Below are 25,192 nucleotides of genomic sequence, written 5' to 3' on the forward strand. Positions count from 1 at the left end.
ATCAAGCTCGCTCAGTTCGAGACCGAATCTTTGATACTTGGATATATCTTACTAAATTTCAATGAATATTCTCCACACGCCGGTCCGATTCTTCCCCTATATCGGCGGTGTCGAAACGTACGTTCACGATCTTTCGAAGAAATTGGTAGGACTCGGCCATAATGTAACAGTAGTTTGTGCGAAGGTCAATGACGAGACAGTTCGTCGTGAAACCATCGATGGTATCGACGTGCGACGATTGACCAGCGTCGGTCAGATTGCGAACACGAACATCACCCCCACTCTTCCAGTAGTACTACTGAAGGAAGCACAAACTGCAGATATAATTCATACACATTTACCAACGCCGTGGTTCGCCGATCTCAGTGTACTTGCTGGCCTAGCAACTGGAACACCAGTTGTGCTTACCTATCATAATGATATCGTAGGTGAGGGAATCGCTAATCACATTGCTAAGATTTACAATAAGACCATGCTCCAAGGGACGCTTCGGTATTCAGATCAGATCATCGTCACCCAGCCAGATTATTTGGAGGATTCATCTCATCTCAATTCTAAAATGGGAAAGACTGAGGTCATTTCAAACGGAGTTGACATCGACTATTTCAAACCAAAGATGGTCGATACCGATGAGTTGGACCGTCTTGGATTCGACCAATCACGTCCAACACTTTTCTTCTTAAGTGTCCTTGACGGTCACCACGAATACAAAGGGTTGACTGACCTCTTGGAGGCGATGGCATTGCTAGCCAATGAAGATATAACTACCCCACAACTCCTAATCGGCGGAGGCGGCGAGGCTAAGTCCAAGTATGAACAGCGAGCCACCGAACTCGGTATTAACTCATTCGTCAATTTCCTGGGACGGGTCCCCGAAGAAGATATTGTCAGTTACTATTCGGCAGTCGATCTGTTCGTGCTGCCCTCGACAAGTAGCGACCAAGAGGGATTTGGCTTAGTATTACTGGAGGCATTGGCTTGCGGTACGCCCGTTGTAACTACGAACGTCGTCGGTATCGCTGAAAAGGTCGATAACGAACCTATCGGAACGATCACTCCTAAGGAGGACCCTGATAAACTCGCTTCGTCAATTCGAACTGCATTATCGAACGAGGATTTCGATGCAAAAGCAGCGAGAAATCTCTGTGCAGAAAACTATTCATGGCAAGCAAGTGCAGAAGCTATGGAGACAGTCTACAAGAGCGTTTGCGAAGGTTCAGTTGCACGCACTACAGTGCGTAGAGATTCACCATAGGGTTGAACAGTATCTAGTAGTCTAATAGCGACTCATACACGTCCAAGAGTCGATTGACGTGGGTATCGAGACTCACATCAACGTCCTCTAGATTTTTTGAAAGCCGACTGGAATCCTCTCGATGTGTCTCGATTACCTCAGCGAGTGCATTTGGTTGTTCAGGTTCAAAGCAATATCCCGTTTCACCTTCATCAATTAGTTCAGGAATACCACCAATATTAGCTCCGATAACCGGTGTCTGGCGTGCATAACTTTCGTATATGACCATTGGCGAATTGTCGTACCATCGGGAGGGAACGACAGTGTAATCAGCAATAGCGTACTGGCGAGCTAATTCTTCCTCGGAGACGAACCCATGGAATTCGATTCGATCGTCGCTCCTCGCTCGTTCTTCGAGCGATTCTCGCTTCGGTCCTTTCCCTAAAACGTGGAGTTCGAGATCGGAATCCTCGATTTGTTTCACCGCGTCGATGAGAATGTCAATTCCTTTGCTGTGGGTGAGCTGACCTGCGTAGAGAAGACGGCTTATAGATGAATCAGTCATTTTACCATCGAATTTATCCAGGTCACCTTTATCTATCCCTAGTGGTATTCGCTCGGCTGGCACATCGATGAATATGCCTTCTTCATGGTGCTTATCGATGATAAACTGAGAGGGGGCAACAATCTTATCAACACTATCACTTATATTTTTGTCATTATAGCATTGGTATATTTTCATTATTCGTCCAGGCTCAATAATTTCCCCTTCTTTAAACAGACTCGACCTAACGTGTAACGACGCGTAATCGTGGAGGGTAAGGATTACTGGAACATCAATCGTAGCGGCCGCTGCAAACACCGCTCCCGAAAATCCTCTGTAATTATGGATATGAATTACATCTGGATCGAGATCACGTAATTGGTTTTGTACCATACGTTTTGCATGAGGATTCCAGAGATTGATCACATGGTTAATTACTTTCTCCCATAGAGAAACATCCTGATATTCAATTGGTGGATGAATATTGATAGGGCGAAACCGGAAAATTTGTATTCCCGAACGGTGTGTTTCTGAGAATTTTTTGTAGGGTGCCTCTGCTCCCGTAGTGATTACTTGGACGTTATGCCCTAGCCCGTCAAGTTTCTTCGCATCGTCTGAGGCATGTTTTTCCGCTCCGCCGATGACCTCTGGTGGATAAAGGTCTGTTATTATTACTATATCCATTTATTATAATCTATGTCAGAGCAGTTATTTCCTTTCAGTATATCTGGCTATCACTTTAGTGATCAAATAGAGCCTAGGCATATATTGTTAGTAATGTGTAGAAAAAGATTCTGGTTAATTCCTCATCTATATTTTCTGTATCAGTATAGCCAATATCCATTGTTGGCAGTATATATTTTCTAATCTCCTTTCAATCCCACCATTCATGTCCTCCACTTGGTTCTTTTTCTTGGAGTTTGTAGATCTGACCTCTCCCATCTACCCTTCGTTATCAACACGACGACTAACGATCTTGTTTTCTATACTCATAGAGATTAACTAGCTATCGAGAAGTTATTTCCGGGGGTATGCCAACATACAACATGGTTGTTAGAAAATGAAGAAATACAAAGAACAGACTAGAGGTGCTTCTCCAATTGATTTATTCATCTGGAGAGTAAGAGTCGTATATGACATCGGGCCCAGTTGCTATCGTTGAACGTGCCCCCACGCCATATCGGCGAGCTGTTTTCAATGAAATAGGAAAAAGACGAGATGTCACTGTTTATTATTATCTATCTGATGGATCTGGAGATCGATGGTCACCGGACTCTGCTAGTGGAGAGGGTTCATTTGATGAAAAAATACTCCCATCGATTAGAGTTGGCCCTTTTCTGCTTGTGCCAACACTCCCGTGCCATCTCCTCCGAGGAGAGTTTGAGGAAGTAGTCGGGACGAGCGATACCAACCTAGTTCCGACAATGCTTCTTATACTACCGTTTATAATAATAAAGAATTCAATATTTACAATATGGACAGAGGAGATCGATACAAACTACCGATATAATCGTTACCAGCAACAATCTCTTTTAAAGCATTTTCTTGCATTAGCGTTCTGGAAGAGCACAGGTATGGGCCAACGAATCCTATACCAAACCTCAGACCGGATCATTGCTTATTCCGAATTAGCTCGAGATGCAGCCTTGAATAAAGATGCATCTAATTCAAAGATCATAACGCGCCCACAGGCGATTGACCCGTCAATACTCTCGACTCCTAGTTCAAATTTTGAACCTCCACAGGGCGAACCAACAATCCTTTTTCTCGGCACTGTTGAGAGGCGAAAAGGTGTAGATGTTTTAGTCAATTCTATTGATGACTTTCCAGACTCAGCAAAAGTCTGGATTGCAGGAGAAGGTCCTCTTCGAGATCCTATTGAAACCGTTACTACATCAGATAATAGAGTAGAAATCTTTGGGAGAGTTAGTGAATCAACCAAGACAAAATTACTTCAACAGACCGATGTGTTAGTACTCCCCTCACGGCATGAACCTTGGGGAATCGTTGTTTTAGAAGCACTCGCTTGTGGAACTCCCGCGATAACAACCTCAAGTGCTGGTGCTGCAATGATTCTTGATGAATCATCAATAGTAGATCCAGAGAACCCTCAGCAGTTAGCAGAGGCAGTTTTATCTGTTATCGGCACAGAACCACCTAATCCTCCAGACGTACATGAAATGGCAGAACCTCTATACTATACTGAATCACTCAAATAATCCAACAGGAAGGGGGTTATGTATAATATTGTATACGGAGTTCACTGAGTCAAGCGTATCCCAAATCTTCCAGTCGAGAGAGTACGGCATCGTCTGGCTCTGAATTGCTTTCTTTTACTTCTCTCTTATTCAGATTTGCTATAAGATCGTTCATTCTACTCCTCCGATTACATGCACTTATCTGCGAATCTGCTGTTACCTTTAATTCGCCAGTGGAAGTTTCGAAAGAGTATTCACCATCGGATCCAACGAAACCATAGCGATTCTCATTCAAGCTTTCATATATCTCATTAGAGACACCTTTTTGAATATAAGTTTCTCGGAGCCAAGAAGGGAGGCCGTGATATTCAACTAGTCTGTCTTGAGGTTCAATTTCCATTAACAAAGACTGGCCACGTGAGCCTACATCAACTCCAGCAATATCGGCAATGGTTGCATGAACGTCTAAAATACTAACAGCTTCTTGAACAGTAGTATTTCGTATATCTTCTCCAGAAATCACAATTGGTATTTTCGTTAGTTCTGGGTATAAGCCAGATACATGATCGACCATTCCATACTCACCAAGCATTTCACCATGGTCTGATAACGTGATAACATAATCAAATTCATTAGACAACTCTTTAAATAATTCCTTATAATTGTCGGATAGGTATTTAGCCGAGTCTTCATATGCTATCTCAATATCTTCTAAATTACTTATACCATCTAAGAAGGATTCCCAACTTTTAGGACTTACTGACTTATCTAATCGACGATAATCTTCCGGAGGAAAATATGGGCTATGAGATTCCATCAAATTTACAAATAAAAAATGATTTTGTTCAAAGCTTTCCTGTTGTACTTTGCGAGTGACTGCTTTACTCCCACCCCGATCATAGGATTCTAGAACCTGGCGAACTCCTTCTAAGAGTGAGAAAATAGTTGAAGAATCATCTTTGAAACATCTAAGAACTGATGCTAAATACAATTGGAGACCGGTATGACCTGAATTAGATTTGAATTCGGTGAAATCCACTGTATCAACATTAAAAGGAGAAGTTAGATCATCAGGCCCGATATTTGTATCAAAGCCACGATTCCAGCCCTCCCACGCATGAATGTTTAAATTCGCACTATATTTAGTTGTGTCAAATCCCTCTTCATTTAACACTTCTGAGATGGTGGGGTTCTCACAATCCAGCGTTTGAGATCTACTGTGGACGCCTATCTCACTAGGGTACAATCCAGTAAATAAGGATCCATGCGCCGGTACCGTCCAATGAGATGTTGAATATGCGTTAGTAAATCTCATGCCAGGAAGCCAATCGAAAAGCGAACGAAATATATCTTCTCGAAGAGTATCTAGGACTACAACTGCAATACTTGGATGGTCTGTCATACTGTTATAGCATTCTGGCCAATGCCTGATAAAGCTACTCTAAGCTGATCATAGATATGAAGGGAATTGCTGATCTAGCTAAGAGTGCTATCGTTGTATCCATAGGGACTATTTTTGGACAATCGTTAGGGTTGCTTGGAGAGTTGCTCATTATACAATTTGTCGGTCCAGAATTACTTGGACAGATAGGTCTATCTTATGCAATTGTTTCAACATTTGGTGTTATCGCTTTACTAGGCGTTCCGGCTGGAGTAACTAGATTGTTATCCGCAAACACTGAAAGCAGTTCTTCCGCCATATTGTCTGCAGGATATATAATAATACTAACCGCAACTGCTATTTCATTTTTGGTGTTCTTATTAGTATCATCCCGTATTGAGTATGTGTTTAGTGTTAATGGCATGCGTCCCTTTCTCCTCCTACTGTCACCCTATATATTTCTATACCCGTTTGCCGAAGTATTGTTCTCCGGTCTAAGAGGAAAGCAGAAGTCAATTGCAGCAACAATATCTAAATGGGTCGTCCCAAAGATAGCAGGGATAACCTTGCTTATTTTGCTCTTGCTTACGTCTCCACCTAGATTCGGCCCAATTGTTTATTGGCTTACTGTACCGACAGGTATGATCTTGACGTCTATTGTATGTCTTAGAAAGCACAATATATATCATATTGGTCCAGTAGACAGAGAAATGATCAGAAAACTATGGAGATTTTCTTGGCCTCTTGCTTTGAGCGCAACACTGTCCCTCTTTCTCACAAGGTTAGATCTTTTAATACTGGGTATATATGTTGATGCTACAGAGGTTGGCTATTATCGTTCAATTCAGCCATTCCGACAAATAACCACATTTGTATCTGGTTCGTTTGGATTCCTATTCCTGCCATTAGCAACACAGTTTTTTGAATCAGATGATTACTCAGCTCTAAATCAGTTATATAGAGTTTCAACAAAGTGGATAATTTCGCTCACCCTACCTATAGTATTGGTTTTCTGTCTTTTTCCAACGAGTGTCATAAAAGTATTTTTGGGGAGTGCTTATATCCCTGCTTCTTCTGTCCTTTCCATTTTGATTGGTGGTCTCTTCATTAGAGCAATAGTCGGATTGGACACAGACTTCATTAAAGCTATTAATAGAACGAAATTAGAGTTGGCATGCGCAGCTATAGGAGTGATAGCAAATCTTATATTGAATTTTCTCTTAATTCCGGAATTTGGAATCATCGGAGCGGCAGCAGCTACAGTAGTTAGTTTTGCAATTTATAATATAATAGAAGTATATTTTATTCTTAGAATATCATCGGCTCATCCTTTCACAAGAAACAATATACTTCCGCTTATCCCAACAACAATATTAGCTATTCTAATCTCACTCTCTCTTACTGGTATGATTTTTAACTTGCTTGAATTGATTGTGATTGGAATACTGATATCTATCATACATCTACTATCCCTGATACTGACCCGGTCAATAGATCAAAACGATATTTTCCTCATCGAGCAGATGGAATCTCGTTTAGACGTAGATCTTACATGGGTAAAGAACAGGATTATATGATCAAGGCAATAGTAGAAGAGAACTCGATCATAGAGTCCCATGATGTAATTTATGTTCCCTGAGGGGAAGTGTAGTACAAAAGATGAACAACAGAATCTGGAAATTGTTGGAGGAGGCCTACGCTGTCGGTGCTTTCGCATATTTAACCACATCAAAATATATGGAGATCGGTTCCAATATCTATGACCATGAGTGGGATTTAATTATTATCCTAGATGCTTGTCGAGTAGACGCCATCCAAGAAGTTGAAGAAGAATACGATTTCATATCAAATATCCAGTCTGAATGGTCAGTAGGTTCAACGTCGAAGGAATGGATGGCGAATACATTTAGAGATGAAAATAAAGACATGGTTGGGGAAACAACATATATATCGGCCAATGGATTCTCCTCCGATGTACTTTCTCGGGATCCAAATTGGAGAGAGTGGGGTGCAACTGAGGGAACATGGATAAGCCATCAAGAATGGGTAGAGCCTCTACTCCGACGTAATGTAGTCAATAAGGGAGATTTGGATAGTTACCATCCTATTTGGGATCTCTCTGATCGCCATAATCATGGACATACCCCATATGCTGAAGATGTTACTGATTATGCTATTCAAGTTGGTCGCTTAGAATCACCCACAAAGACTATTGTTCATTATATGCAGCCTCATGCACCTTACTTAGGTAATCGCGATAATGACCAAGAATTAGAAGATTGGCAGCGCTATCCCTTCCAGGAATTACGGAATGGGGAAAGAAAGAGCAAAGTATGGGACGAATATATGGATAACTTGCGTTATGTTCTGGACGAGGTCTCACGTTTACTACGTAATTTCTCAGCTAATGATGTGGTGATAACATCGGATCATGGGGAGTTATTCGGTGAGTTGGGTCTATATGATCACGGAGTAGGAATCCCGCATCCGTCTCTAAAAAAAGTACCCTGGGTAGAAACGACAGCAGAGGACCTTTCAACATCCAATCCAGAAGTAGAACTAGACGAAAAACAAAATCCTAACGAGGTGAAGGAGCGACTTCGTAACTTAGGCTATTTTGAATGATTATATATTAAAATGGGTTCCCTGCGGTCAGCAGCGTGTGAGTCCTTCTTTCAGTTCTGCGGATACGTCTACGTAACCGGAATATCTATCATTGTTCCTGTAGTAGTCAGTGGTTTCTCCTTAAGGTGTGAGGATCGGTCTATTGCCCCCCCAGTACACTATTTGATCAGATTAGAAGTCGAAATAAGCTAACCGCTGATCTCAAACACCTCTTGCGTTGTCCTCAATAGATAGTCAGAGTTACGTTCTCTCCTCTTCCGAGAGTTGCTTTCATGGGAATGGAATACTATATGTTCTGTCCAACAGCGACAATAGAGAGACATCCCGAGACCAATCTATTAAATAGGAAAATATCTTTTACACGACGGAGAATTCCCCACCTATGGACGCAATCGTACTCGCAGGCGGCTACGCTACACGACTCTGGCCGATCACCCGCCACCGACCCAAGATGTTCCTCCCGGTCGCCGACACGACCGTTATCGACGGCGTCCTCGAGGACCTCGAGACCGACGACCGAATCGAGGACGTCTACGTCTCGACGAACGAACGCTTTGCGGACGAGTTCGAGGCCCACCTCGAGACCAACGACTACCACAAGCCCCAGCTATCGATCGAAGACACGACCGACGAGGACGAGAAGTTCGGCGTGATCGGCGCGCTCGCCCAGCTCGTCGACCGGGAGAACCTCACGGACGACACGATCGTGATCGCGGGCGACAACCTCCTCAGTTTCGACGTGAGCGAGTTCGTCGACTGCTTCCGCCGACGAGAAACCCCGACGCTTGCCGCCTACGACGTGGGCGACTACGACCGCGCGACATCCTACGGCGTCCTCGAACTTGCCGACGACGGCCGCGAGATCGTCGCCTTCGAGGAAAAGCCCGACGACCCGCCGAGTACGCTCGTCTCGGTCGCCTGCTACGGATTCCGCGCGGACGACCTCGAGTTGCTCGAGACGTACCTGGCCGGAGAGAACAACCCCGACGAGCCGGGCTGGTTCGTCCAGTGGCTCGTCGACCGGGAGCGCGTCGACGCGTTCACGTTCGACGGCGCCTGGTTCGACATCGGGACGCCCGAGAGCTACCTCGATGCCGTCGCCTGGCAGTTCGACGGCGACAGCGCGATCCACCCCGACGCGTCGCTCGAGGGGACGACGGTCGGGGCGAACGTACACGTCATGGAGGGGGCCCACGTTACCGACGCGACCCTCCGGGACTGCGTCGTCTTCCCCGACGCCACGATTACCGGCGGCACGGTTGAGCGAGCGATAATCGGGACGGGTGCCGAACTCCGCGGGACCGGAATAGAATCGGCGATACTCGGCCCGGAGCTGACGCTCACTGAACCACCGTCGAGCGGGTAACGTACAGTCCAGAGCGTTCAATCGCGACCGTGGCCCCGCGGCCGCGACACAGCTCTGATTACTGCGGATAGATCACCGCCTAGTACACTAGTGGGAAGCAGCACCATACCTGTCGCGAAGTCGAACCGTTTACCCTCCCCGCTGCTCCCGCCTTCGTATGGAAAACGAACGGATTCTCGTCACCGGTGGCGCGGGCTTCATCGGATCGCACCTGACTGATCGGCTCCTCGAGGCCGACAACGACGTGACGATCGTCGACGACCTGTCGAACGGCCGCGCGGAGTGGGTTCCCGAGGGTGCGACGCTCGTCGAACGGGACCTCACCGACGACGACGCCCTCGAGGGCGTTCTCACGAGCGATTTCGACCGCGTCTTTCATCTCGCGGCCTCGAAGACCGTCAACACCGACAGTCCGCGTGAACAGTTCGAGGCGAACACGCAGATGACCTACACCGTTCTCGAGACGATGGACGAGGTTGGCGTCACGGACCTCGCCTATACGTCGACGTCGACGGTCTATGGCGAGGCACCGCGGCCGACGCCCGAGGATTACGCGCCGCTCGAGCCGATCAGTGTCTACGGGGCAAGCAAACTCGCGGACGAGGGACTCTGTTCGACCTACGCGTACTCTCACGACCTGACCGTCCGCACGTTCCGGTTTGCGAACATCGTCGGCGCGCGGCTGCGCGGCGCCGTTGTCCCCGATTTCATCGAGAAGCTACAGGCCGACCCCGAGACGCTCACCATCCTCGGTGATGGCCGCCAAGAGAAGTCCTACATGCACGTCGACGATTGCATCGACGCAATGGTACACGTCTGTGAACACGCGGACGGCCCGCTGGCGACCTACAACCTCGGGACGCGGACGACGACGTCCGTGACTCGCATCGCCGACATCGTCAGCGAGGAACTGGATCTCGAGCCCGAGTACGAGTACACCGGCGGCGACCGCGGCTGGACCGGTGACGTGCCGAAGATGCGCCTTTCGATCGAGAAACTCGATGCCCTCGGGTGGGAACCGGCCCACGAGAGCGATCAGGCCGTCCGGGAGGCGACACGGGAACTGTGCGCGGAGTTCGGTCTGCGGGACTGAACTCGCGACCGCCGAAGCGCTTCGAGCGAGCCGACTCGGGGTCGAGCCCCGAGCCTTTCCGTGGGTTCGTCGGACGCTCCCACACGGCCATCGGTCCGGTGGCCTCGAACGGGTGCGTGGGTCGCGGTCGGCTGGCTCACACAGCCCGATACCTGCCGTCGCCGTTTCCGAACGGCCGGACGGACCGACTGTCCCAACAGAACGCGAGCCAGCCTCCCGGACTGATGGAGCGTCTCGGACCGCTCGAGTACCGACGAGTAAGACTCAGAGCCTGCCGCCCGATAGCAGCCGTCCCCCGCGTCCGAGCGTCACTAGTAACGGTGCAGGTGAACCGCCTCACGGCTGCCGGTTTCGTCCTCGGTGGCAGAGGGTTTATTATGGTGTGAGAGAACAGCTTACGTGATATGCAACAGCAGGAACATGAAGCCGCCGAGAACTCGCCGGTCGACGCACTCGAGGGAACGAACTGTACGTTCTGCGACGACGGGGAACTCGTTCGAGGGGATTACAAGGGGAACACGGCCGTCATCTGCGATTCGTGTGAGACACCCGGCGCGCAATTCTGGTAATACCGGCCGTTTTCTTTTCTGGACGAAAGACAGACGCTGCCGATTCGATAACCGCACGGAAGTTGGCACCGACATCGAGCCCGAATACGCGCAACTCCCGTTCCCGAAGACGTCTACGTCCACGAGACCTGTGCCGACTCGAGCAAGATGTACAGAGACCGGCTGGGAGCCGGACATCGATCTCGAGGAGGGCATCGAGCGGGTCTGCGAGCCCTACTAGTCGCAGCCGGCCGGATTTTTCTAGCGGGACTAGATCGTGCCGCCAGCTACTAGTGGTTTGTTCGAAGAGAACGGGAGCGAACGATCGTTACCGATTGATCGCGCTCAGGAAAAAGGACGAGAACACGGTCTGGAGGCCGATGACGATCGCCGTGAACGCGACGAGCGACCCCATCGTGAACTCGAGCGACGCGAACCCGTTCGTGACCCACTGGTAGACCAGCGCGGCCGCGTAGAGCCCACCGACGCCGAACAGCACGAGTCCGGCCGTCGCGCCGTGTTCGAGAGACAGCGACGTCGTTACGCGCTCGGTGATCGGATCGGTCGGTTTCTGGATGGGATCGCTCGCGACGGTCGCGAAGACGCCGAGGCTACCGACCTGATAGCCGACGATCGTCAGCAGGCTGCCGGCGATCATCGAATGAGTCCCGAGAGTCACGCCGCCAATCGATACACTGGTGTAGGCGATTCCCATCACGGCCAGCCCGGCGAGACCGAGCAGGAGTCCCGGGACCGAGAACAGGTAGCCGGGGGCGTTTACGAGCATGAACCGGACGTGCCGCCAGCCGTCGCTGAAACTGTCGAGGGTCTCTTCCCCCTCGCGTTCGTGGTAGACGATCGGCGTCTCCACGATGTCGAGGTCCTTCGCGCCGGCTTCCATGATCATCTCCGACGCGAACTCCATCCCGGTCGTCTCGAGGTCCATCGTCTCGTAGGCCTCCCGCGTGAAGATCCGGAAGCCGCTGTGGGCGTCGCTCACACCCGCGCCGTAGAAGGCGTTCAGAAACTTGGTCAGCAGCGGGTTCCCGACGTATTGGTGGAGCGACGGCATCGCGCCAGGCTTGATTTCGCCCTCGAGCCGGCTCCCCATCACCATGTCGGCGTCGTACTCCTGAAGGTGAGCCAGCAGGCGCGGGATCTGTTCGAAGTCGTACGTCGTGTCGGCATCGCCCATGACGATGTACTCGCCGCGAGCGCGATCGAACGCGTACCGGTAGGCGTAGCCGTAGCCGGGTTGGTCGGGTTCGTAGACGATCGCGCCTAGGTCCCGCCCGATCTCGGGCGTCCGATCGGTCGAACTGTCGCTGAGAAGGATCTCGGCGGTCATGCCGAGGTCGTTGATCGCCGTTTTCGCGCGACCGATACACTCGGCGATGCCCGCCTCTTCGTTGAGCGTCGGCATAACGATGCTCAGGGCCGGCGTCTGCTCGCTGTCGGGGCCGAGCAGCAAGTCGTCGGCCTCGCGATCGCCTCCACGCTCGTAGCGGCCCGGGTCCGGCTCAGAGTCGTCGTCCAGTCGCTGCTGTGTCGACTCCTGTGCCGACGAGTGCTGCTGTTCGCTCTCTTTTGATGTACTCATAGTAGTCGTCTCTCACAGTCGGAAACCGGTCGGGTAGTCACGTTCATATCAGGTATTTCTGTCGGCCCCCATATCTGTTGGTGATACGCTATACTGGAAACCCCTGAATAAACGTTCGGTATTATAGTAGCTCCTGAAAGTCACTGCGCACCCGATCGCGGGACAGCGTTGCGATCGGTGTGTGAATCGTTGCAGGAGCGCCGATAGGTGAACGGACCGCCATTGCTAGGGCGGAGATGACATCGGTCGTATCCATTTTGAATCGGATTCGCCGAGAGAGAGTCACGGAACGAACGAGAAACGCCAAACTGCAGTCCGGTGCGAGTTAGCCACCACTCGGAGCGCTCGAGTTCGAGGACGCAGCGACATCGACCCAGAGGTGGACGGAGTACTCGGTGTCGTTCATCGACGGCTCGGCCGGCACGTCACCGCCGGGGAAGAGCAGCCAGACGATACGCTGCTCCTCGCCGACCATCGTCGGCTCGAGGTCGTACTCGTGGTGCCAGCTCTCGTTGTGTGCGATCGTCGTACTGAACCGGTCGAGTTCGCGCTGCTCGCGGACGACGGTGTCGTTGACCGTCGCGTTCCCGTCGCCCGTCTCGTTGCCGATCACCTCGACGTCTTGCTCGAGGACCACCACCGTATAGTCCGTCGTCTCGTGTTCGTGGTTGTCGATCCCGACGATCAGTTCCTGACTCTCCCCCTGCGTGAACTCCGTGGGGTAGTCGTCGGCGACCAGGTCGCCGTCGTCGTCTTCGGTCAGCAGATAGATCGCCGAGAATTGCTCGCCGGACGGTGGGACCAGCACCGCATACCCCACGCTCCCGACGGCCAGACAGACCGACAGCACGAGCAGGACGTTCAGTGCGGCGTCGGCGCGCGTGTCGGGCTCGAGCAACTCCGCGCGGCCGGCGGCGTACCACTCGCGGTAGGGGACCCGAAAGCGGTCCTCGGCCGGCAGCTCCCAGCGGCGGGTGGCAGCTATGGCCGTCGACGCGAGCGTAAAGCCGCTGACCGCCACCGCGATCGGAACGAGGCGAATCCCCCAGGGGGTAAAATTCAGTACGAGCCCGATGAGGGGGACGATCGCGATACTGAGGCCGAACGAGAGCGCGACGCGCTCGATGCCGTCGATCCCGTCCCGAGAGGCGAGTGAGTCGGACCAGCCGTCCGAGTCCGCCGTCTCGTCTCCGTCCGTATCAGGAGCCGTTTCCTCGCCGGCCTCGGGAAACAGCGCTGCGATGAACGCGTATCCCGGAGCGAAGAGAACGAAGACGAGTCCGAGCGCCACGCGCAGCGGCGTCTCCCGAATGATCGGGGCGAACACGGCCACGTTCGTCGCGACGACGAACGCGGCAACCGCAGCGAGATCGGCCGGCAACTGCCTGATCGGCCGCGGGATGAGAAGCCACATCGACCGGGAAGCGACCATTCACCCGCTAGTATCGGGGACGGCGGTAAAAACGGTCCGAAAACACCCCGCCGATGGCCGTCTCGATCCGCGGCTAGCGGTCGCTCGAGTCGAGCGACACGTTCGCCCGCGTGTCCGCTTCGAGGATTCGCTCTACCACCTGTACTTCCTCATCGGCCGAAATCTGCTCGGACTCGAAACACGCACGGAGGACCTTCCGTGCGAGGTCCGGATCGACCGACCGGGACGTGCCCATCCGTTGCTCGAGCGACTCGATGCGGGCCGTGAGCGTGCCGAGACACTCCGCGAGATCCGTGTCCGATCGGCCGCTCGCGCTCGCTCGAGTCGGGGGAGTCGCGTCCCGGTCCTCGCGGTCGGTGCCGTCCGAAGCGTCGTCGTCTCGTTTCTCGGACGGCAGGGCGTTCCCCGCGGACGGTTCCGCAGTCTCGAACGCCGCGTCCCCATCGGTGTTACCGCCGTCACCGAGTGCCGGGTCGGCCGGGTCCGGTTCCGATCGATGTCCGTCAGCGACGCTTTCGGGATCGTGGTCGACTGACGGGTCGCCGGGTGTGGAGTCGTCCGCGTCGGTCTCGGCCTTCTCGAAAAACCGCTCGACGAATGCCTGCCTGTCGCTCCAGTCGAATCCGTCGATGCCGTTGACCCGCTGGCTGATGGTCGCGCTGGTGACGCCGAGGCGCTCGGCGAGTTCGGCCTGTGTCGCGTCCGGTCGCTCGCGGATTTCCCGCAGGGTCTCCCGCTGTTTTTCGGTGACCTCGGTCAGGCCATCGAACTCGGTCGAATCGCCGCTCATAGCTTCGTCATCGGACGTCTCGTTCGCGTCTGTCGTCGAGCCGGAATCAGTGTCTGCCGCCGCTGCCGTATCGGTTCCCGAGGCTGGGTCATCCCCTGCGGGATCGCCGTACTCGGAAAGCACCTGTTCGACCAGCGATGTCGTTGCACCGGTAACATCATCGGCGATTTCTTCCATCGATGCCCCCGGGCGCGATTCCGCGACCGAGAGAATTCGCTTGTGGACGACCGCTCGCGGGTGATGCCGGTTTCGTTCGTTCCCTTTTGGGGTGTTCGGTGTTCGTGTATCACTCATACGCCCCCTCCGGTTTCACGGGGTTGTTCTCCCCCATCCGTTGTCATATACCTTTTTGCACTGCGACAATAAACTTAATCAAGCATGTAAGTCTTTTCCTAGTAGCTGACCGTCTAGTCATCGGCAGAGATGTTCTCGTCCGACGACTCGCCGAGACCGCACAATCGGCGCGCCTTCTCGAGGATAGCCGCCGACTCCGTCTCCGGAACGGTGTCGGAGTCGAAGACAGCACGTTCGTATCCCTGAGTGACGGCGCGAAGCAAGTCCGTCTCCGCCGCATCGGCACCGCGGTATGTGTGATAGAACTCCCAGTGAGTCAGCGACTCCTGCCCGTCGATCCGAGACGCCAGCGCACGGCGAGCGGCGGCGTAACTCGTTCGTGCAGCGTCGTCCGGTCGACCGGCCGCGAGTTGCTCGGCCGCCCGCTCGAGCAGGGGTTCTACCGGATTCGTTGCGGACCCGGTCGATCGATCGGCGGGTGCCCGTTCTCCGGCGACGGTCCCCTGATCGCCCGCCGAACTATCAGGCGACGCGCCCTCGTCCGAGCGACGGATCCACCAGAGGCCGACCCCGGCCGCAATGACCGCGGCGAAGCCGAGCGCAAGCAGGGCTGGCGTCGGAATCCGTGATGTCGAGCCATCGATTGCCACAGTGGTTTCGGCCCTGGTCGCCTCGAGGTTCGACCCATCACCTGTGTAAACCGCGGCGACTGTCACGTCGCCGCCGCTCGAACTCGGAGCGGACACCGTCGTCCCGAACGAGCCGCCGGCCGCGGTCGTGACGGTATCGACGGTCGACCCGTCGATCCGGATCCGTATGGACTCCCCTCGAACACCGTCCCCGTCGACGGTGGCGAACGACCCATTGACCGTGACCTCCTGCCCGCTGGCCGACGTTTCGTCTATCGCGATCGTACTCCGCGTCTCGCGAACTGTCACGGTCGTCGTCGTAACCGTTCCGGCGAGTGCTTGCTCCTCGAAAGGAAGCCGAACGCTTAGTTCTCGGTCCCCGTCTTCGACAGCCGCCGGAATCGGGCTCGACGAACCGAACACCCCGTTTCTGACTGATGCCGTCTCGAGCCGTTGGCCGCCGAGGGAAACCCAAACCGGGACGCTATCGACCGGCTGACCGTCGACTATCAACTCACCCGTAACGGTGTGTCGTTCGCCGTACGCCACCTCGCTCGGCGTCTCCTCCAGTACGAGCGTCGGTTCGACCTGCTCGATCGAGACGTCGACTGTCGTTTCGTTGCCCAGATAGATCGACTGGGTGTCGGGAACGTACTCGATGTCGAGTTCGTCGGTCGAGAGCGACTCGTCGGTCGGGCGGTACTCGAGGGTGAACCCGCCGTCCGCGTCGGTCGTGACCCGTTCGGTGTGGTTGCCGATATCGAGTCTAACCTCTTCGTTCGCGATCGGACTCCCGTCGAGCGTCCGCAGCTCCCCAGTTGCGACCAGCGGGTCGCGGAACGAGATCGTCTCGCGCTCGGTCGTAAGAGACAGGACCGTCTCCTCGAACTCCAGTTCGCGAACGACGGCCTGTTCGGACTCGATTTCGTCAGTGACGTTTTCGATCGCGGCGTCCGGCTCGGAGAGGTCAGTCCCCGTCTCCGTCTCGATGTCGGCATACCCCTCGCGAACGGAGCCCCCGAGCGACTCGATCTCGTCGGCCAGCGACTCGAGTTCGCGGGCGAGTTCGCGGGCGCGCTCCTCGTTACCGTCCTGTCGAGCCGCGTCGTACTCCGCTTTGGTGGCGCGATACTCCTGGACGGCTTCGGCCAACCGCGCCTGTTGCTCACCGGTCTCCTCGAACGTCTCTTCGTTGCTCTCCCCGTCGGTCTGGCCGGCGACGTCGACGTACTGCTCGAGCCGGTCGCGGTACTCGTCACCGACGTATTCGCTCGCGAGTTCGTACTCGCCCTCGCTCAACTGGATCGCGCTCTCACCGAGTTGAGACGACAGGCGATTCGACAGCCAGCGTTCGACGCCCTCGAGGTCGCCGTCCTCGGAATACTCATCGGGGTTTTGATGCGATGGCGTCTCGTTTCGTTCCTCGGCCGAATCGTTTTGCTGGACCGCGACGCGCTGCTGCATATCACCGTCCGAAACGGCAGTGGCCGCGCCCATTGGAACGACTCCGCCGATAATCACCAGAACGGTGACGGAAAGAGCCAGCACGAGGGCGCGACTGCCGACAGTGTTCACGGCCGATCAGTTCGCAACGCATCCCAATAAGGTATTCTCTCTCGAGAGGGCGAGCTGTTTGGAGCGTCTCGGCTGGCGGAATCAGTACTTTCAACTCGCTCAGCGAAATCTGTCGAGATATGCATCCCACGCGCCGGGGCTGGACGGTCGCCGCACTGGCCGTCGTGCTCGCCGTCCTCGCGGTGGTGTTCGCACGCCCGGTCGTCCTCGGCGGCGCAGTCCTCGTCGGTGCGTGGCTGCTAACCCAGCAGTATCGCTTCCTTCGCGATCTCGAACAAACGACCGACACTCTGTCGATCGTGCAATCGCCCGCACAGACGACCGTCCACACCGAAAGTGAGATCCCGGTTACGCTCACCGCGACGCGCGAGACCGAGACGGCGTTGACCCTCGAGATCACCGCCGGACTCCCGGTCGGGGCGAGGACGACCGAGCCGATCTCGGTGACCCTCGAGCCCGGTACCGAACGAACGGACCGGACGCGGACGGTCACCTGGCCCGTCGCCGGTCGCCACGCGTTCGATGCCGCCACCGTTACGGCGACGGACGGGCTGTTCCGTGAGACGATCACGACGGGGCCGACACCGACGGTGACGGTCGAACCGCCTACCCCCAGAACGCTTCACGTCGGCGAGGGTGGCGATCGTATCGCTGCCTCGTACGGCACTCACGGGACCGAGCGGTCGGGATCGGGGATCGAACTGGCCGAACTGCGCGAGTACGTTCCGGGCGATACCGGAAAGCAAATCGCCTGGAAAGCGACCGCCCGGTACGGCACGCCGTACGTCCGCGAGTACGAGGCTGAAACCGACCGGCGGACCCTCCTCGTCGTCGACCACCGCGCAGCGCTCGGTACCGGCGCACGGACCGAGGCGAAACTCGATTCGCTCCGTGAGGTCGCGCTGTCGATCGCGGGGACCGCACGCCGTCTCAACGACCCGCTCGGACTGGTGACGGTCGGTGACGGGGGGATCACGGGCCGAACCGGACTGGCATCGCCAGCGGTTACCCACGGGACGATTCGTCGCCAACTGCTCGACCTCGAGCCGACAGCGACGAGTGAGCCGCCCGCGACAGCCGTCTCCGGTCGAGACGGGCTCTCGTCACCGCCCCGCCCTGCGGACAGGTCGCCGTCACGGATTCGTGGGCAGAAGCCGAACGCGGCTTCCCCCGCGGACGCCCAGCAGTCGTTCGGCGATCTCGAGAAGGGGGACGACGCGTTTTCGCGGACGCTTCGCCCGTTCTATGCCGATCGGCAGGTGTACCGCGAGCAAGCGAGCAAGGATCCGTTGTACGACGCCGTCCGAACGGGCGTGACGAACGCACAGGGGCGGCTCTGGACCGTCATCTGCACGGACGATTCGCGGCCGGCGGAACTCCGCGAGACGGTATCGTTCGCACGGCGGCGAGGCAACGTTATGGTCTTGCTCGCGCCGACGGTCCTGTACGAACCCGGCGGACTGGCGGACATCGAACGCGCCTACGACAGATACGTCTCGTTCGAGGAGTTTCGACGCGAACTCGCGACGTTCGATAACGTGACGGCTCTCGAGGTGGGACCAGCAGATCGACTGGCAGCGATTCTCGACGCAGGGCGATCAACTGGGGGGCGCGCATGAGCGTTCGGATCGACACGCGACCGGCAGCAGGCGGCCGCGACTGGGTGAGCGGCGCCGCGCTCGGAGCTATCATCGTCGGATTCGGCATCGTCTCGGGCCCGATCGGTATCCTCGCGGGGACAGCGACCGCGCTCGTCGGCTACCTGTTCGGGGCACCGTACGCGTTCGCGCTCGGCCACGTCGCACTCGCCGCGATCGCCCCGATCGGGATCGATCCGATCTCGATCGTCGTCGTCGAAGCCGCGTTCGTCGCCGTTTTGCTCGCCCCACTTCGACGGACGACGAACCCGATCACCCTCGTTGGCGTCGCACTCGCGAGTACGCTCGTGATCGCAGGCATCGCGTGGCTCGTCGTCGACTCGCAGTCGACCGCTCTCGCGGCGCTGACGATACTCGGTTGCCTCGCGATCGCCGCGTACGCCCTGCACCGACTCGAGGTCGTTCGCCTCGGGCTCGTTCCCGCCGACGACGGACGAAACCGGTCGACGGCCGACGAATCGATTCCCGAACCCGTCGGGACGGACACCCAGCGACAGACCGAGGATGACTGAGCTATGAGTGATGCCGACAGGACCGAGATGGACGCTGATCGAGCCGATGAAGACGATGGGGACCGACTCGAACTCGCAGCGCGAGCGGAACTCCTCGAAGCCGAAAACGAGCGACTGCGATCCGAGTACGCTCGCGCTCGCCACTCACAATACCGTCGTACTGCGGCGGGATTAGCGCTCGTCGGGGTTCTCGCAGGCCTCGCCGGTCTCCTCTTCCCCGACGCCCGTGATGTCCTCTTTGCGCTCGCTGCGGTGGGTCTGTTCGGTGGCGTCCTCACCTACTACGTGACCCCCGAGACGTTCGTCGCCGCGGGCGTCGGTGAACGGATCTACGCTGCGATGGCAACGAACGAGGCAGCGATCGCCGCGGAACTCGGCCTGGCTGACGACCGCATCTACCTCCCGACCGGCAGCGCCGAAGGGATGCGTCTGTACGTCCCCCAAGGAACGCCCGGCGAGTTGCCCGATATCGCCGAACGCAGCGGGCCGATCGTAACCGAGCCCGATCATCGCGGCCTCGTCCTCGAGCCGACCGGGGCAGCGCTGTTCGAGTCGTTCGAGCGGGCACTCTCCGGCGAACTCGCGACTACGCCCGAACCGCTCGCGACGCAGTTGACGGACGGGCTCGTCGAGCAGTTCGAACTCGCGGACAGTGCCAAATCGGACGTCGACGCCGCAAGCGGACGCGTCACCGTCGCAATCGTCGACAGCGCGTTTGGTGCAGTCGATCGGTTCGACCACCCCATCGCCTCGTTTCTCGCAGTCGGTTTCGGGACCGGTCTCGAGCGCCCGATCCGACTCGAAGTCGCGGCTGGCGACGATCGGTCGGACTGGCTGGTCACCTGCCGGTGGGATTTCGGTGCCGACGAACGGCAACTGGCGGAGACGACTGACCGCGAGACTGGTGTGCGTGAGGACAGCGGAGAGTAGCAGGCTTCACTCGACGTTGCCACCGTCGCTCGCTGCAGCCGAATCGAACGTCCGACCCGTATCGGCGCTCGGGGGCTCGATCGCGTCGACGATGTCCGCGACGACCGCGACGGGATCGACGTCGCTCAAGTCCGCATCAGTATTCAACACGAGTCGGTGGCGTAACACCGGCTCGGCCATCGATTTCACGTCGTCGGGGATCGCGTAGTCACGCCCGCGAATCGCGGCCCGTGCTTTGGCACCGTTGAGAAACGCGAGTGTCGCACGCGGCGAGGCACCGTGAGCGACATCGGCGTGGTCTCGAGTCGCGGCGACCAGATCGAGTGCGTACTCCTTGACGGCCGGCGCGACGTGGACCGTCTGAACGGTTTCGCGGGCAGCGACGAGCTGCTTGGGATCGACGACTTGGTCGACTTCCTCGGGGCCGAGATCCGGGTTCTCGTCGAACCGATCGAGGAGTTCGCGCTCGTCCGACCGACTCGGAAGGTCAAGCGTCAGTTTGAACTGGAAGCGATCGCGTTGCGCTTCCGGAAGCTGAAAGACGCCTTCCGATTCGATCGGGTTCTGGGTCGCGACGACCATGAACGGGTCCGGCAACGCGAGCGTCTCGCCCTCGATCGTCACGCGTCGCTCTTGCATCGCCTCGAGCAGCGCGCTCTGAGTCTTCGGCGTCGCGCGATTGATCTCGTCAGCGACGACGAGATTGGCGAAGACGGGGCCGCGCTGGAGTTCGAACGACTCCGCACCCTGTCGATAGATGTGCGTCCCCGTGATGTCGGCAGGGAGGGTATCCGGCGTCATCTGGATCCGGTTGAAATCGAGCCCGGACGTCCGCGCGAAGAGGTTCGCAAGCGTCGTCTTGGCGATTCCGGGCACGCCCTCGAGCAGGATGTGGCCGCGGGTCAGGAGGGCGATCGTCAGGTACTCGACGCCGTCGTTGTTCCCGATGAGGACGCGGCCGATTTCGGCCTGCAGCTTCTCGTAGACGGCCTCGGGATCGCCGCTCGTCCCGTCGGCCGGATCGGTGGTGCCGCTCATTCGTCTGTGTTATCTTCCGAACGCGGATGGTTAAGGGCTGTTATCACGCGCTGAACCCGTTCCGCGTCCCACTCGGGATAGCGCCGACGGAGGTATTCGGCCCGCTCGGTGTCGGACAGACCGGGAGCCCCGGACGTGCTGTCACGGTCATCCGAAGGCTGCGATTGCATCGGCAACCGGGATCGGACGGTCTCGAGCGGGGAGCGAGTCCGGGACCGGGAGAGGAGCCCCACGAGCCCGATACTGAGAGCCCCGACGAGCAACTGTAACAGCGGCGAGTTTCGGATCGTCAGCAATGTGGCAGTCAGCGGCGGGACCGCAGCGTCGTGGGACCGGTCGATGATCACGTGATCGGCGTCGGCGTATAAGCCGCGCACGAACGCGGTGTTGTCGGGTTCGTCGTACATCGCGTTGATACTGATGCTCGGATCACCGACGACAACGACCTGGCCCTCGCTCACGTTCTCGACCGTTGCGACCGGATACGAGCGGAGATCGTCCTGCTCGTCCAGATCGTCATCTTCGGGTCCGAGATAGGCGAACTCACTGGTTCCGACGAGTACAGTCGCGTTTCCGGGCTCGACTGCCGTCGCGTAGTTAAGCGTCAACTGATCGACGCCGGTCGTGGACCGGTGATCCGTGACGTTCGTCGCGACCGGCATCGTCGGCCCGCGGAAGTGGTTACGTTCGTCCCGCAAGAGCTGGCCGTCGGCCCGCGCCTCGGCACCGACCGTGGACAACAGCGCGTTCCCCGAGTCGCCGAAGTTCTCGAGGACGACGAGCGTCCCACCGTCGGCGACGAACTCGCGGACGCGCTCGGCGTCGGCCCCGTCGTAGCGTTCGTCCGGCGCGATCACGAACGCGACCGTGTCGTTGGCCGGCACGCGGTCGTACTGTGCGGTGTCGCGGACGAGATGACGCTCGACGGTCGAGTCGGTCTCGACGTCCTGGCGGAAATCGGACGAGCCGTCCCAGGACGGATTATAGGGGCCGAACGCAGTCGACGATGTCGCGGCGGCGGTGCCGAGCGCGACGACGACGGTGACAGCGAGTGCGAGCAGGAGAACGCGCGGCCACTCGACGCCGTCCCCGTCGCCGAGGACGCCACCGTGCCAGCTCATCGTGATACCCCCGGACGGTAAGTGATCGACCACTCTCGAGAGCGGATGCGTTGCTGGGTCATACGGGAATGACCTCCGGCGGAAGAATCTCGAGGATCCGCCGTACGACGATGATCGCGAAGCCGACGAGTCCGACCGCGATGAGCCACCGGAGCCGGCGTCGCCACGTCGGCGTGACGTTGAACGGGGCCGTCAGCTCCGTGACGACGAGGAACCCGATCAGCGAGCAGACGAACACCAGTTCGTACGAGAGCGCGTTCAGGAGGGCGAGGACGAGGACCGTCCCGACCATCCACGCGACGTTCCCGCGAACGAACTGCATCCGACGCTGCGTTGGCATCTACGTCAACGAGCCACCGCAGGCTACCTAAACGTAGCGCACTCTCGACGAACTCGATGCTCTCCCTCGCGACCTCGAGATACCTCTTCGATTGGACTGGTTTCAATGGGACTCGCGGTGAGAGTTGATCATATTAGAAAGACGCATACTCCCAACCCGGTAATCACGAGCCTGTTCACTGTTTTCGGATAACATTATCTGAATTGCAGGCGCTAAAACCCCGTCCTTCAGGGCGGGGATACAGCGCCGTCATCGTCTGTCTTTCGTGTGAATCGGCAGTTTCACAGTCCCACGCGGTGTATTGTGGACTGTGCGCGGGAAACTGGCAGTTGACTCGGTGTTTGCCACGGCGAGAGCCGAAATCAAACAAGTGAGCCGACCGCGCCGACCGACACAAAACAAGATACCTCCAAGCCGTCAACACGGTAAGAGTAACGGCTTCGTGGCAGAGCCAGCGCCGTCGGTCGCAAACCTTAGATTCCCAACCTTCCGAATTGACGGGAACCGCCACTTGTGCGGTTCGGGAAGCCCCGCCCTTTAGCGTGGGGAGGATGTCACAGACATCACTCCGCAGCCACTTTTAAGTCAGTGTATGATTTGAAATCGCCGATAATGAACGGTTCGCCCTCAAACGACCCAACGTAGACGATTACCTCACCCCAACCATCAGTGGGTTCCTCGGTCGGTTGGTATGGAACCCAGATCTCCGGTATAAAGCCGCCGGTGTGGTGGACCAGAGTGATCTGTTCTTCGTCGCCGCCAAACGCCGCCGCTTCAGGCACGGATTCAGCTACTTGTTCCTCCCCTAATTGTCGCTGCTCGCCGTTCTCGCCGTAAAACGTGAACGCGGCGAACTCGGATACGGACAGTTCGTTAAATTCGCCGAGGGAAACATCGACCCCCTCTTGGCTCATCCCCCGATTGTTCTGCATCGTATCCGTCAGTTGCTCGACCGACATCCCGTCTCCAGATCCCTCGAGTTGCGTCATTGAGAGACAACTAGCTGCTTGTTCGAGATTTCCATTAGCAGCCGCTGTGTAATACTCTTCCACGAGTGATGCCGCGGAGGAACTTCCGTCGTTATCGCTCCCGGGGCTATTGTCTTGACTGGGACTTCCGTCGCTATCGTTCCCGGGGCTATTGTCTTGGCTGGAACTACAGCCAGCGAATGAAGTCACTCCTGCTGCCCCAAGCGTTGCAAGTAGAGCGCGTCGACGTGTCATAGTGGAATCAAAGAACATAATCTGATAAAACTAATGCACTATCACAACTCCTCACCATAATTACCGCCGTTCAGTCGAAAGACATCTCGATCATCGTCGTCGCATTCGAACATCGCGAGCGGGAACCAACGATCGTTACCAGCGATATCGGCTTCGCTGCGTTGACTCCGACCGAGTACAATCTCTCGGAACTCGCTCTCGAGTATGTTGACTCCCGGTCCGCAACTTCGGCGTGCTTGATACCACCTCGACAACGGCGACTGGAAAAGCGAACCGCCCGGCGACAACGACATGTCTTTGCCGGCCCCGCTGCAAACCCGACCCGATGTGGCCCTGGGGACACCTCGCCGTCGCGTACCTGCTCTACACGGGCTATCACTGGCGACGCGACCGCCGGCCGCCGCGAGCGCTTCCGGTGATCGCCCTCGCGATCGGCTCACAGTTTCCGGACCTGATCGACAAACCGGCCGCGTGGACGTTCGGATTCCTCCCGGGCGGGCGGACGCTTGCGCATTCGATCTTCGTCGCGGCGTTGCTTCTCCCGGCGGCTTACCGTCTGTCCCGCCGTCTCGGTCGCCCCGAGACCGGAGTGGCGTTCGCGATCGGGCACGCCTCGCATCTGGTTGCCGACATCCCGCCGACGGCGATCCTCGCTCGAGACCTGTCGGCGACGACGTTTCTGTTCTGGCCCGTCCTCGAGCCACCACAGTACCAGAGTCCCGAAAGTATTCTCGCCGGCTTCCTGCGGTACTCGATGGGGTGGTACGAGTGGGTCCAGTTGGGGCTCGTTGGCATCGCGTTCCTCGCCTGGTATCGTGACGGCGCGCCCGGTCTCGGCTACGGTCGCCGCGCTCTCGAGCGTGTCACCGGAAACCGCGGGTTGAGCGGGTCGAAACGATGAGCCAAAACCAGCTCCTCGAGTCTGTCCGAGAACGACCGCGAGTGTTCGACTGTAACAGTTTCTGACGACGGGCGATACGATCGGCCGCCGCGTGTGCGGGCCCTGTGAAGCCGTTACTACTGCCTTGTAATATTATACAAAGCTCGGTAAGCGGCTCGAA

21 protein-coding genes and 1 pseudogene are annotated in these 25,192 nt (G+C 56.6%); 12 read left to right on the forward strand and 10 right to left on the reverse strand.

Features of this window, described 5'->3' with window-relative positions:
* The first annotated feature begins 61 nt into the window (after positions 1-61).
* Entirely contained in the window at positions 62-1,255 is a 1,194-nt protein-coding gene (locus ACERIM_RS16660; RefSeq protein ID WP_373633511.1) for a glycosyltransferase family 4 protein, read from the forward strand.
* 13 nt (positions 1,256-1,268) lie between these two features.
* On the opposite strand, the gene ACERIM_RS16665 is transcribed toward ACERIM_RS16660, so the two are convergent.
* Positions 1,269-2,462, reverse strand: coding sequence for a glycosyltransferase family 4 protein (locus tag ACERIM_RS16665; protein ID WP_373633512.1), 1,194 nt, complete (start codon positions 2,460-2,462; stop codon positions 1,269-1,271).
* Positions 2,463-2,911: 449 nt separating this feature from the next.
* Here ACERIM_RS16665 and ACERIM_RS16670 point away from each other — a divergent pair, with 449 nt between their 5' ends.
* Positions 2,912-3,997 (forward strand): glycosyltransferase family 4 protein, encoded by a 1,086-nt coding sequence (locus tag ACERIM_RS16670; protein WP_373633513.1) that lies wholly within the window; start codon positions 2,912-2,914, stop codon positions 3,995-3,997.
* A gap of 49 nt (positions 3,998-4,046) precedes the next feature.
* On the opposite strand, the gene ACERIM_RS16675 is transcribed toward ACERIM_RS16670, so the two are convergent.
* Positions 4,047-5,378, reverse strand: a complete 1,332-nt coding sequence (locus tag ACERIM_RS16675) for a sulfatase-like hydrolase/transferase (protein WP_373633514.1) — start codon at positions 5,376-5,378, stop codon at positions 4,047-4,049.
* Positions 5,379-5,434: 56 nt separating this feature from the next.
* On the opposite strand from ACERIM_RS16675, the gene ACERIM_RS16680 reads away from it, so the two are divergent.
* The 6 genes and pseudogenes from ACERIM_RS16680 to ACERIM_RS16705 form a co-directional block, all read left to right on the forward strand.
* Positions 5,435-6,934 carry a flippase gene (locus ACERIM_RS16680; RefSeq protein WP_373633515.1) on the forward strand — a complete coding sequence of 500 codons (1,500 nt, stop codon included), beginning with the start codon at positions 5,435-5,437 and terminating at the stop codon, positions 6,932-6,934.
* 82 nt (positions 6,935-7,016) lie between these two features.
* On the forward strand, positions 7,017-7,982 hold the full coding sequence (locus tag ACERIM_RS16685; RefSeq protein WP_373633516.1) for a sulfatase-like hydrolase/transferase: 966 nt from the start codon (positions 7,017-7,019) through the stop codon (positions 7,980-7,982).
* Positions 7,983-8,364: 382 nt separating this feature from the next.
* Positions 8,365-9,348: a sugar phosphate nucleotidyltransferase gene (locus ACERIM_RS16690; RefSeq protein WP_373633517.1), complete on the forward strand. Its 984-nt coding sequence runs from the start codon at positions 8,365-8,367 to the stop codon at positions 9,346-9,348.
* Positions 9,349-9,505: 157 nt separating this feature from the next.
* Positions 9,506-10,441 carry an NAD-dependent epimerase/dehydratase family protein gene (locus ACERIM_RS16695; RefSeq protein WP_373633518.1) on the forward strand — a complete coding sequence of 312 codons (936 nt, stop codon included), beginning with the start codon at positions 9,506-9,508 and terminating at the stop codon, positions 10,439-10,441.
* Between the two features lie 404 nt (positions 10,442-10,845).
* Positions 10,846-11,010, forward strand: coding sequence for an HVO_A0556 family zinc finger protein (locus ACERIM_RS16700; RefSeq protein WP_006650904.1), 165 nt, complete (start codon positions 10,846-10,848; stop codon positions 11,008-11,010).
* Positions 11,011-11,068: 58 nt separating this feature from the next.
* A pseudogene (locus ACERIM_RS16705) lies at positions 11,069-11,230 on the forward strand (nucleoside-diphosphate sugar epimerase); the annotation flags it as partial.
* 87 nt (positions 11,231-11,317) lie between these two features.
* On the opposite strand, the gene ACERIM_RS16710 reads toward ACERIM_RS16705, so the two are convergent.
* The 4 genes from ACERIM_RS16710 to ACERIM_RS16725 all read right to left on the reverse strand — a co-directional run bounded on the left by ACERIM_RS16710 (position 11,318) and on the right by ACERIM_RS16725 (position 17,198).
* Positions 11,318-12,589 (reverse strand): glycosyltransferase family 2 protein, encoded by a 1,272-nt coding sequence (locus ACERIM_RS16710; protein ID WP_373633519.1) that lies wholly within the window; start codon positions 12,587-12,589, stop codon positions 11,318-11,320.
* A 325-nt stretch (positions 12,590-12,914) separates the two neighbouring features.
* The gene (locus ACERIM_RS16715; protein WP_373633520.1) at positions 12,915-14,021 is read right to left on the reverse strand and encodes a DUF1616 domain-containing protein; all 1,107 of its coding nucleotides are present in this window, start codon (positions 14,019-14,021) and stop codon (positions 12,915-12,917) included.
* Positions 14,022-14,094: 73 nt separating this feature from the next.
* The gene (locus tag ACERIM_RS16720) at positions 14,095-15,105 is read right to left on the reverse strand and encodes a helix-turn-helix domain-containing protein (RefSeq protein ID WP_373633521.1); all 1,011 of its coding nucleotides are present in this window, start codon (positions 15,103-15,105) and stop codon (positions 14,095-14,097) included.
* Between the two features lie 113 nt (positions 15,106-15,218).
* Positions 15,219-17,198: a hypothetical protein gene (locus tag ACERIM_RS16725; protein WP_172704606.1), complete on the reverse strand. Its 1,980-nt coding sequence runs from the start codon at positions 17,196-17,198 to the stop codon at positions 15,219-15,221.
* A 230-nt stretch (positions 17,199-17,428) separates the two neighbouring features.
* Between ACERIM_RS16725 and ACERIM_RS16730 the strand changes: the two genes are divergently transcribed.
* From ACERIM_RS16730 to ACERIM_RS16740, 3 genes are read left to right on the forward strand one after another with little or no spacing between them, the layout of a single operon-like run.
* Entirely contained in the window at positions 17,429-18,928 is a 1,500-nt protein-coding gene (locus ACERIM_RS16730) for a DUF58 domain-containing protein (protein ID WP_373633522.1), read from the forward strand.
* Complete coding sequence (locus ACERIM_RS16735; RefSeq protein WP_373633523.1) at positions 18,925-19,479, forward strand: hypothetical protein; 555 nt, start codon at positions 18,925-18,927, stop codon at positions 19,477-19,479. Before ACERIM_RS16730 ends, ACERIM_RS16735 begins: the two co-directional genes overlap by 4 nt.
* A 3-nt stretch (positions 19,480-19,482) precedes the next feature.
* The gene (locus ACERIM_RS16740) at positions 19,483-20,409 is read left to right on the forward strand and encodes a hypothetical protein (RefSeq protein ID WP_373633524.1); all 927 of its coding nucleotides are present in this window, start codon (positions 19,483-19,485) and stop codon (positions 20,407-20,409) included.
* 6 nt (positions 20,410-20,415) lie between these two features.
* On the opposite strand, the gene ACERIM_RS16745 is transcribed toward ACERIM_RS16740, so the two are convergent.
* From ACERIM_RS16745 to ACERIM_RS16760, 4 genes are all read right to left on the reverse strand, one after another.
* A complete protein-coding gene (locus ACERIM_RS16745; protein ID WP_006650912.1) occupies positions 20,416-21,447 on the reverse strand; it encodes a MoxR family ATPase in 1,032 nt (343 codons plus the stop codon).
* Positions 21,444-22,568, reverse strand: a complete 1,125-nt coding sequence (locus tag ACERIM_RS16750; protein ID WP_373633525.1) for a DUF4350 domain-containing protein — start codon at positions 22,566-22,568, stop codon at positions 21,444-21,446. Before ACERIM_RS16750 ends, ACERIM_RS16745 begins: the two co-directional genes overlap by 4 nt.
* A gap of 58 nt (positions 22,569-22,626) precedes the next feature.
* Positions 22,627-22,908, reverse strand: a complete 282-nt coding sequence (locus ACERIM_RS16755; protein ID WP_049905996.1) for a hypothetical protein — start codon at positions 22,906-22,908, stop codon at positions 22,627-22,629.
* A 563-nt stretch (positions 22,909-23,471) separates the two neighbouring features.
* Positions 23,472-23,897 carry a hypothetical protein gene (locus ACERIM_RS16760; protein ID WP_373633526.1) on the reverse strand — a complete coding sequence of 142 codons (426 nt, stop codon included), beginning with the start codon at positions 23,895-23,897 and terminating at the stop codon, positions 23,472-23,474.
* A gap of 559 nt (positions 23,898-24,456) precedes the next feature.
* On the opposite strand from ACERIM_RS16760, the gene ACERIM_RS16765 reads away from it, so the two are divergent.
* On the forward strand, positions 24,457-25,032 hold the full coding sequence (locus ACERIM_RS16765; RefSeq protein ID WP_373633527.1) for a metal-dependent hydrolase: 576 nt from the start codon (positions 24,457-24,459) through the stop codon (positions 25,030-25,032).
* Positions 25,033-25,192 lie beyond the last annotated feature (160 nt).

Source organism: Natrinema sp. H-ect1 (assembly GCF_041821105.1).
Classification (GTDB): Archaea; Halobacteriota; Halobacteria; order Halobacteriales; family Natrialbaceae; genus Natrinema; species Natrinema thermotolerans.

Coding starts and splice junctions, on each gene's coding strand:
- ACERIM_RS16660 (WP_373633511.1), top strand. CDS start 62: ATGAATATTCTCCACACGCCGGTCCGATTCTTCCCCTATATCGGCGGT.
- ACERIM_RS16665 (WP_373633512.1), bottom strand. CDS start 2,462: ATGGATATAGTAATAATAACAGACCTTTATCCACCAGAGGTCATCGGC.
- ACERIM_RS16670 (WP_373633513.1), top strand. CDS start 2,912: ATGACATCGGGCCCAGTTGCTATCGTTGAACGTGCCCCCACGCCATAT.
- ACERIM_RS16675 (WP_373633514.1), bottom strand. CDS start 5,378: ATGACAGACCATCCAAGTATTGCAGTTGTAGTCCTAGATACTCTTCGA.
- ACERIM_RS16680 (WP_373633515.1), top strand. CDS start 5,435: ATGAAGGGAATTGCTGATCTAGCTAAGAGTGCTATCGTTGTATCCATA.
- ACERIM_RS16685 (WP_373633516.1), top strand. CDS start 7,017: ATGAACAACAGAATCTGGAAATTGTTGGAGGAGGCCTACGCTGTCGGT.
- ACERIM_RS16690 (WP_373633517.1), top strand. CDS start 8,365: ATGGACGCAATCGTACTCGCAGGCGGCTACGCTACACGACTCTGGCCG.
- ACERIM_RS16695 (WP_373633518.1), top strand. CDS start 9,506: ATGGAAAACGAACGGATTCTCGTCACCGGTGGCGCGGGCTTCATCGGA.
- ACERIM_RS16700 (WP_006650904.1), top strand. CDS start 10,846: ATGCAACAGCAGGAACATGAAGCCGCCGAGAACTCGCCGGTCGACGCA.
- ACERIM_RS16710 (WP_373633519.1), bottom strand. CDS start 12,589: ATGAGTACATCAAAAGAGAGCGAACAGCAGCACTCGTCGGCACAGGAG.
- ACERIM_RS16715 (WP_373633520.1), bottom strand. CDS start 14,021: ATGGTCGCTTCCCGGTCGATGTGGCTTCTCATCCCGCGGCCGATCAGG.
- ACERIM_RS16720 (WP_373633521.1), bottom strand. CDS start 15,105: ATGAGTGATACACGAACACCGAACACCCCAAAAGGGAACGAACGAAAC.
- ACERIM_RS16725 (WP_172704606.1), bottom strand. CDS start 17,198: ATGCAGCAGCGCGTCGCGGTCCAGCAAAACGATTCGGCCGAGGAACGA.
- ACERIM_RS16730 (WP_373633522.1), top strand. CDS start 17,429: ATGCATCCCACGCGCCGGGGCTGGACGGTCGCCGCACTGGCCGTCGTG.
- ACERIM_RS16735 (WP_373633523.1), top strand. CDS start 18,925: ATGAGCGTTCGGATCGACACGCGACCGGCAGCAGGCGGCCGCGACTGG.
- ACERIM_RS16740 (WP_373633524.1), top strand. CDS start 19,483: ATGAGTGATGCCGACAGGACCGAGATGGACGCTGATCGAGCCGATGAA.
- ACERIM_RS16745 (WP_006650912.1), bottom strand. CDS start 21,447: ATGAGCGGCACCACCGATCCGGCCGACGGGACGAGCGGCGATCCCGAG.
- ACERIM_RS16750 (WP_373633525.1), bottom strand. CDS start 22,568: ATGAGCTGGCACGGTGGCGTCCTCGGCGACGGGGACGGCGTCGAGTGG.
- ACERIM_RS16755 (WP_049905996.1), bottom strand. CDS start 22,908: ATGCCAACGCAGCGTCGGATGCAGTTCGTTCGCGGGAACGTCGCGTGG.
- ACERIM_RS16760 (WP_373633526.1), bottom strand. CDS start 23,897: ATGACGCAACTCGAGGGATCTGGAGACGGGATGTCGGTCGAGCAACTG.
- ACERIM_RS16765 (WP_373633527.1), top strand. CDS start 24,457: ATGTGGCCCTGGGGACACCTCGCCGTCGCGTACCTGCTCTACACGGGC.